General features: G+C 59.7%; 4 protein-coding genes and 1 pseudogene. 3 read left to right on the top strand and 2 right to left on the bottom strand.

The features are described 5' to 3' along the window. The coding region (locus VNX23_RS04780) for a tetratricopeptide repeat protein (protein WP_414642945.1) at positions 1 to 568 on the top strand (568 nt) is incomplete at its 5' end. Positions 569 to 642: 74 nt separating this feature from the next. Here the strand turns inward: VNX23_RS04780 and VNX23_RS04775 are convergent. Further along, positions 643 to 858, bottom strand: coding sequence for a hypothetical protein (locus VNX23_RS04775; protein WP_325628033.1), 216 nt, complete (start codon positions 856 to 858; stop codon positions 643 to 645). A 248-nt stretch (positions 859 to 1,106) separates the two neighbouring features. Here VNX23_RS04775 and VNX23_RS04770 point away from each other — a divergent pair, with 248 nt between their 5' ends. Together VNX23_RS04770 and VNX23_RS04765 are read left to right on the top strand one after the other, a co-directional pair. Next, positions 1,107 to 3,737: a glycosyltransferase gene (locus tag VNX23_RS04770; protein WP_325628032.1), complete on the top strand. Its 2,631-nt coding sequence runs from the start codon at positions 1,107 to 1,109 to the stop codon at positions 3,735 to 3,737. 669 nt (positions 3,738 to 4,406) lie between these two features. Next, a complete protein-coding gene (locus tag VNX23_RS04765) occupies positions 4,407 to 6,023 on the top strand; it encodes a B12-binding domain-containing radical SAM protein (RefSeq protein WP_325628031.1) in 1,617 nt (538 codons plus the stop codon). Here VNX23_RS04765 and VNX23_RS04760 read toward each other — a convergent pair. After that, positions 6,003 to 6,218: pseudogene (locus VNX23_RS04760) on the bottom strand (lipid A biosynthesis lauroyl acyltransferase); the annotation flags it as partial. The gene VNX23_RS04765 and the pseudogene VNX23_RS04760 sit on opposite strands and share 21 nt — an antisense overlap. Positions 6,219 to 6,696: the final 478 nt, after the last annotated feature.

The following is a 6,696-nucleotide window of genomic DNA, read 5'->3' as shown; positions in this document are numbered from 1 at the left end:
CGCCGAGGGCGCCCGCCTGGCGCGCCGGGCCGTCGACCTGGGCCGGGACGATGCGGTCGCGCTCACCCGCGGCGGGCATGCGCTCGCCCACCTCACCGATGACGTCGCCGGCGGCATCGCCTTGCTCGACCGGGCGCTCGTGCTCAATCCCAATCTCGCGTCGGCCTGGTTCCTCGCCGGATTCCTGCGGACCTGGAACGGCGAGCCGGACGCCGCCATCGAGCACTTCGCGCACGCCATGAGGCTGAGCCCACTCGACCCAGAGCTCTACCGCATGCAGGCCGGACTGGCGGCGGCGCATCTGTTCGCGGGGCGCTTCGACGCCGCGTCGTCGTGGGCGGAGAAAGCCTTCCGGGAGTTGCCGAGCTTCTTGATGGTCGTCAGTGTCATCGCGGCGAGCCATGCGCTCGCGGGCCGGCCGGACGAGGCGCAGCGCGCGATGAAGCATCTGCGCGAACTCGACCCCGCGTTGCACATCTCCAATATCGCGGATTGGCTCCCGATCCGCCGGCCGGAGGACCTCGCGACCTTCGAGGACGGGTTGCGGAAGGCGGGGCTGCCCGAGTGAGGCGCGCGGTATCACGCCAGGGTGCTCCGGACCGCAGGACCCAGAAGATGCCATTGAGGTGGAGCGATAGCGCATCATCTTGTTGAAATGCGCGAAACCCTTCCAATGATGCCCGCGAAAATAATGCGCGCGAAGAAAATAATGTGCGCGAAGGTGATACCTGGGTCCGGGCCGCGGCGGCAAACCATTGCGGCTTCCCGGCCCCAAAACCCTCGTCCTGACCCAGCACCGGCGTAGCGATTTGCAGCGGAAAGAATTGCAACGGCGCCCAACATTTTCATTTTGGTCACGGTTTCCTTACGTATCTGCTACGAGGAAACCCGTCTGTTGGAGAAGAAGTTCCGGTGCTCAAGCGACTGGGCGATAGCGGCCGGTGGCCTTGGTTATGGCCTCATGAAGCCTACATCCAGCAGATCTACCGCTTACGCGAGCTATTTTGGCCGCGGGCCAGCGCTTGCGATCGCCAAGCGGGTTTGATCAGTGAATCTGGTGGCGCGCGCTCGTTGAAATTGGATGCTCGGGCGCCGGAAGGCAACTTATGAAGACGCCGGACGATGGTGCCCGACATGGAAGCTGGATCGGCGCAGCGAGCGGCCGCCGTCAGAACATGCCGATTGTCAATGTTGTCCTAATTCTTTGTTTGGTCGCGGGCTTGCATTTGGCAGTCTGGGGTCTGGCAGAGCCACGCATCGCGGCAGCGGATTTCGGAGAGCTGCTGTCGAGCGTCTCTTACAATCGATTTGCCAAACCTTCCTCGGTTGATTTGGGGGTGTCCGAGGCCCGCATCCGCGCCGATCTTACAGCGATTGCCAAGCAGGCTAAGGCGGTACGTACCTATGCTTCAACGCAAGGTCTGGAAAGCGTGCCAGCGATCGCGGCTGAACTCGGGCTAACAGTCACGCTGGGCATCTGGATCGATAAGGATGAAGCCCGAAACGCGCGCGAGATCGACACCGCTCTCGACTTGGCGCGGCGCAACCGCAACGTCACCCGCCTGGTCGTGGGCAATGAGACGATCTTCCGGCATGAGCACAGTGCGGCCGAGCTCGCCGAAATCGTCCGCCGCGTCAAGCGAGACAGTCCAGTGGCGGTGGCGACCGCCGACAACTGGCAGACATTTCTTGACCATCCTGAACTGGTTGATGCCGTAGACCAGGCCTTCGCCCATATCATTCCCTATTGGGAGGGCTTGCCCAAGAAGAGCGCCGTCGAGGGATCGATCGCGATCTACGACAGGCTGCGTGCGGCCTATCCGGGCAAGAAAATCGTCATCGGGGAGTTTGGCTGGCCAAGTGCGGGGCATAATTTTGAGCGCGCCGTCCCGGGTCCATTCAAGCAAGCCGGTCTGCTGCGCGACTTTGTTGCAGAGGCCGACGCGCTTGGCATCGACTACAATATTGTCGAGGCGATCGATCAACCGGAAAAAATCTTCGAGGGTAATGTCGGACCCTATTGGGGCATCCTCGATGCGTCGCTGCGGCCCAAATTTGCGTGGACCGGGCCGCTTGTAGACACTGATTATTGGAAGGCGGCCTGGCTTGCCATCCTCATTGGCTCTTTTTTGTCGATCTCGATTCTAGCGCTCCCGGGAGCGACCGTAGGCCAGGCAGCGGTGCTTGCTGGCTTCGACCATTTGATCGGCGATTGGAGCGCAGGCGTGCAAGTGTACTGGCACGACCACTACCTTCTGCACGGCGAGGTGCTGACGTTTGCAATCGCACTTCCGCTCTTGGGTCTGCTCGCACCAATTGTTCTGTTCCGGGTGCACGAGATGACCACCGTCGCTCTCGGGAGCAAGCCCACGCGGCTGTTGAATTTGTTATTACCGGTACTGGAGGCGCGCACGCCCAAGGTCTCAATTCACATCCCCGCCTATCGGGAGCCACCGGAAATGCTGTTGCGTACTATCGACTCGGTGGCGCAGCTCGACTATCCGGATTTCGAGTGTGTCGTCGTCATCAACAATACGCCGGATCCGGCTTTCTGGGAGCCGATCGAAAGCCGTTGCCGCGAGCTTGGCGAGCGCTTCAAGTTTGTTTGTGTCCAGAATCTCGAGGGATTCAAGGCTGCAGCACTGCGGATCGCGATGGCGAAGACCGCTACAGACGCCGAGATCATCGGCGTCATCGATGCCGACTATGTGGTTGACCCGCGATGGCTCAAGGACTTGGTCCCCGGCTTTGCGGATCCGGAGGTTGGATTGATCCAGGCGCCGCAGGATCATCGTGACGGCTGCCGCAGCTCGATCCACGCCGCCATGAACGCGGAATATGCGGGCTTCTTTGATATCGGGATGGTCGAGCGCAACGAGGTAAATGCCATCATCGTCCACGGCACGATGTGTCTGATCCGTCGCACCGCAATGAAGGCCGCAGGTGGTTGGTCGAGCGACACGATCTGCGAAGACAGCGACCTCGGGTTGACGATTCTGGAGCTCGGATGGCGTGCTCACTACACCAATCGCCGCTACGGTTGGGGATTGCTACCGCAAGATTATCTGGCTTTCAAAACCCAACGGGCGCGATGGGCCGGCGGCGCCGTGCAGATCGTGAAGAAACACTGGCGCCGGTTCCTGCCAGGCGGAAGCCTTCTCGACCATAATCAGAAACGCGAATTCGCGTTCGGCTGGCTGAGCTGGTTTGGGTCCGAAATCATTGCCGTCGCGGCGGCGCTCCTTAATCTGATCTGGGTACCGTTTGTCGTTCTCCAGATCGTCGCCATCCCGGATCCGCTCCTGCTGCTGCCGAGTATTGCGGCCTTCCTGGTATCACTGATCCATTTCGTCAGCGCATACCGGACGCGCGTCGCGATTCCATACCGGCAGATGCTTGGCGCCATGGTGGTGTTCATGTCGGTCCAATGGACGGTCGCGAGCGCGGCATTTAAAGCAGCGCTTCCGGCTCAGGAGAACTTTTTCCGTCGCACCCGCAAGGGCGGCAGCGGTTCCGTTCGCACGCGCTTTCCGGCGATACCCGAAGCCGTGCTTGGCGGGCTGCTCGTCGCAGCTGGCCTCACCGTTTTTGCGACCAATATTTACCGGCTTTTCGAGGTCGATTTGTTTGGCGCGATCCTGATCATCCAGAGCCTGCCATTCTTGTCGGCCGTGGCAGTGGCGGGGTTAGAGCGTTTCAGCGAAGCCACAAATAACAAGCCCGCTCTGCCTTGTTGAAGTGCGGCCGCATCACGCTGCGCCACGCCTGCCAGCAAGATCACATTTAGAGAGTCGTTCTCCTTTGGCTAAAACCGCTAACAGGCGGGTGAGAAACGGGGCCTGCAGATTTGCGGAAAAACCCCGTTATTCGCTTGGTTTTTCCCTGTTTTCCGGAAAATATGTCCCTGATAGTCTGCTTGGGGAATTTGTCGAAAAGCCCCTGAGGAGCGGCGGTTTTTTGCACTGAAATTGTCGCGTCGAGGTCTGAACTCGTGATTTTCCCTGTAAAGTTCCGTGTTTGCAGGGAATTTGGCTGTAGACTGGTGCAATCTGCACTGCGTCGCCAGCCAGCTTACCCGCTCGACTTGGGATAGTTCGCGCATCTGACACGAAAAGTCCGCAAAATGACCAAGTTTTTTTACGACGCCTCGTCGCCCAAGCGTCGCACGACACGAGTCAGGGCCGGCGCCAAACAATGCAGATCAGGGGACATTTCAAAAGTGCATCTGAGCGACGCAGCAGGCTTTGTGCGAAAGATCGCCTGATAGTCGATATCGAACCGAAAGGTGCACCGTCGCGCATTTCCATCATTTCAACTCTCAACACCGGTATGGATGAGCAAAATCGAGCCCTTGAGCCTCGACAAACCGCGTGGCATTGTGACCTGAACGCCCGGGCCGGAGCAGCATGACGATTCCCTGCCGCGTCTTAATGATCTATCCGAAGTTCGTTCCGAACTCGTTTTGGAATTATACTGAAGCCTGCGAACTCGTCGGCGCAAAGTATCCAGCGGCGCCACTCGGCCTGATCACCGTCGCGGCCATGTTGCCGAAGCATTGGGACATCCGTCTCGTCAATCGTAACACCGAGCCATTGACGGATGCAGACCTCGACTGGGCCGATCTGGTCATGATCGGCGGCATGCTCAATCAGCAGCCTGATGCCCTCGATCTGATCGATCTCGCCCACCAGCACTGCAAGCCAGTATGCGTCGGTGGGCCTGACGTCTCCTCCAGCCCGCATCTTTACGCGGACGCGGACTTCCAGGTGATCGGTGAGGCCGAGAAAATCATCGAGCGCTTCATCGCCGCCTGGGAAAGCGGCGAGCGCAAAGGCGTATTCGTTGCCGAGAAATTCAAGGTCGACGTCACGCTGAGCCCGATGCCCCGCTACGATCTGATCAACTTCGATCACTATCTCTTCATCGGCGTGCAATATTCGCGTGGCTGCCCGTTCACCTGCGAGTTCTGCGATATCATCGAGCTCTATGGTCGGGTGCCGCGCACCAAGACCAACGATCAGGTTCTCGCTGAGCTGCAAGCGCTCTACGATCACGGTTATCGCGGGCATGTCGATTTCGTCGACGACAATTTCATCGGCAACAAGAAAAACCTCCGTACCCTGTTGCCGCGGCTCAAAGCCTGGCTGGAAGAGCACGACTATCCATTCGAGTTTTCGACCGAAGCCTCGATCAACATCGCGGACGATAGCGAGCTGTTGCAGGCAATGAAGGACGCGAACTTCTTCGCGATTTTCGTCGGCATCGAGAGCCCGGATCCGGAGACGCTCGTGCAGATGAAGAAAAAACAGAACACCAGGCGCAACATTGCCCAGTGCATTCACAAGATTTATGGCTACGGCATGTTCGTCACCGCGGGCTTCATCGTCGGATTCGATAGCGAGAAAGCCTCGATGGGGCAGGCAATGATCGACTTCATCGAGGAGTCGAGCATTCCGGTCTGCATGGTTGGACTGCTTTATGCGCTGCCTGGAACACAGCTGACGCGGCGGTTGGCTGAGGAAGGCCGCTTGCACCAGGGCCATGACCTCATGGACGTCGAGCAGGCGGGCGATCAATGCACGCTCGGCTGCAATTTCGATACCAAGCGTCCGCTTCGTGACGTCCTTACCGATTACAAGGCCGTGCTCGGGCACGTGTACAGTCCGGCAGCCTTTGCAGGACGGCTGTCACGGCTCGCCGGCATGCTAGACCGATCCGACCGGCGTCGCGACCTGCCGGATGGTGACGCGCGCACGAAAATTGGCGGCATCGACAGCGTACACAGGATCATGCGGACCGTGCCGGAGGTTCGCGAGCCGTTCTGGAAGACGTTCGTCGAAGTCGCCAAGACCAATCCTTTCGCGCTGCGTTACGTCGTGATGATGATGGCCCTCTACATGCACCTCGGGCCGTTCTCGAAACGCGTGATCGGCGAGATTGACCGCCGCATCGCCGAGCTGGACGATATGCCTCCGGTGAGGGCCGCGGCGCTTGAGCAGGCGCTACCGCCAGCGACGGTGTAGCCACAGCCACTGATCGGGATATTCGCGGATCCAGTTCTCGATCACCGACGTGACCGCCTGCATCGTTCCCTGAATGTCGATTTGCCCGGCGGCGTCGCGGACCGGCTTCACTTCTTCGGACAATTCGGCACGAAAGCGGTGTCCGGGCAGGCACACGATGCGTGCGCCATGAACCGGGCACTCGATCTGCCGCAGCTAGCACTACTGGCGAAGAACTGCGCGCTGGCAACTTTATTCCGAAGTCGCCTATCCGTGTTCGGGCCCTAAATCGCCGCGATCGGGGCATGCATTCAATTCCGGATGAAGGCCATCCTGGATCCGGCTCGGGGGTGCGCGGTATCAACCCTGCTATCGCCGCGCGGCTCCCGAAGCTGGAATATTCTCGCGGTTGAAACTGTCTCTTAGGGGGTGACCTCCAAGAGGCATGAGCATGTTGCGGAAAATGATTATCGCTCTGGTCACGTCGGCGACAGTTGGCCTGGACTCTCTTTCGGCGCGCATAGAGGGATGGTCGCGTTATCTTCGCAGACGACGCCGACGGCCCAATGCTCGGCGCTGATGTCTGCAAGAAGGAGCCTGGCCGGGGCATATCGAGTTAGCCGGCACAGTCAGCGGGTATGCCGGAGATTTTTCCGGGCCCGGTTGCTGCCCCGGCAATGATAGGAGCAGGATG

The organism is Bradyrhizobium sp. (assembly GCF_035570375.1).
In the GTDB taxonomy this organism is placed as follows: domain Bacteria; phylum Pseudomonadota; class Alphaproteobacteria; order Rhizobiales; family Xanthobacteraceae; genus Bradyrhizobium.
Note: the sequence above shows the minus strand (reverse complement) of the source record. Positions and strands in the feature narration are given on the sequence as shown.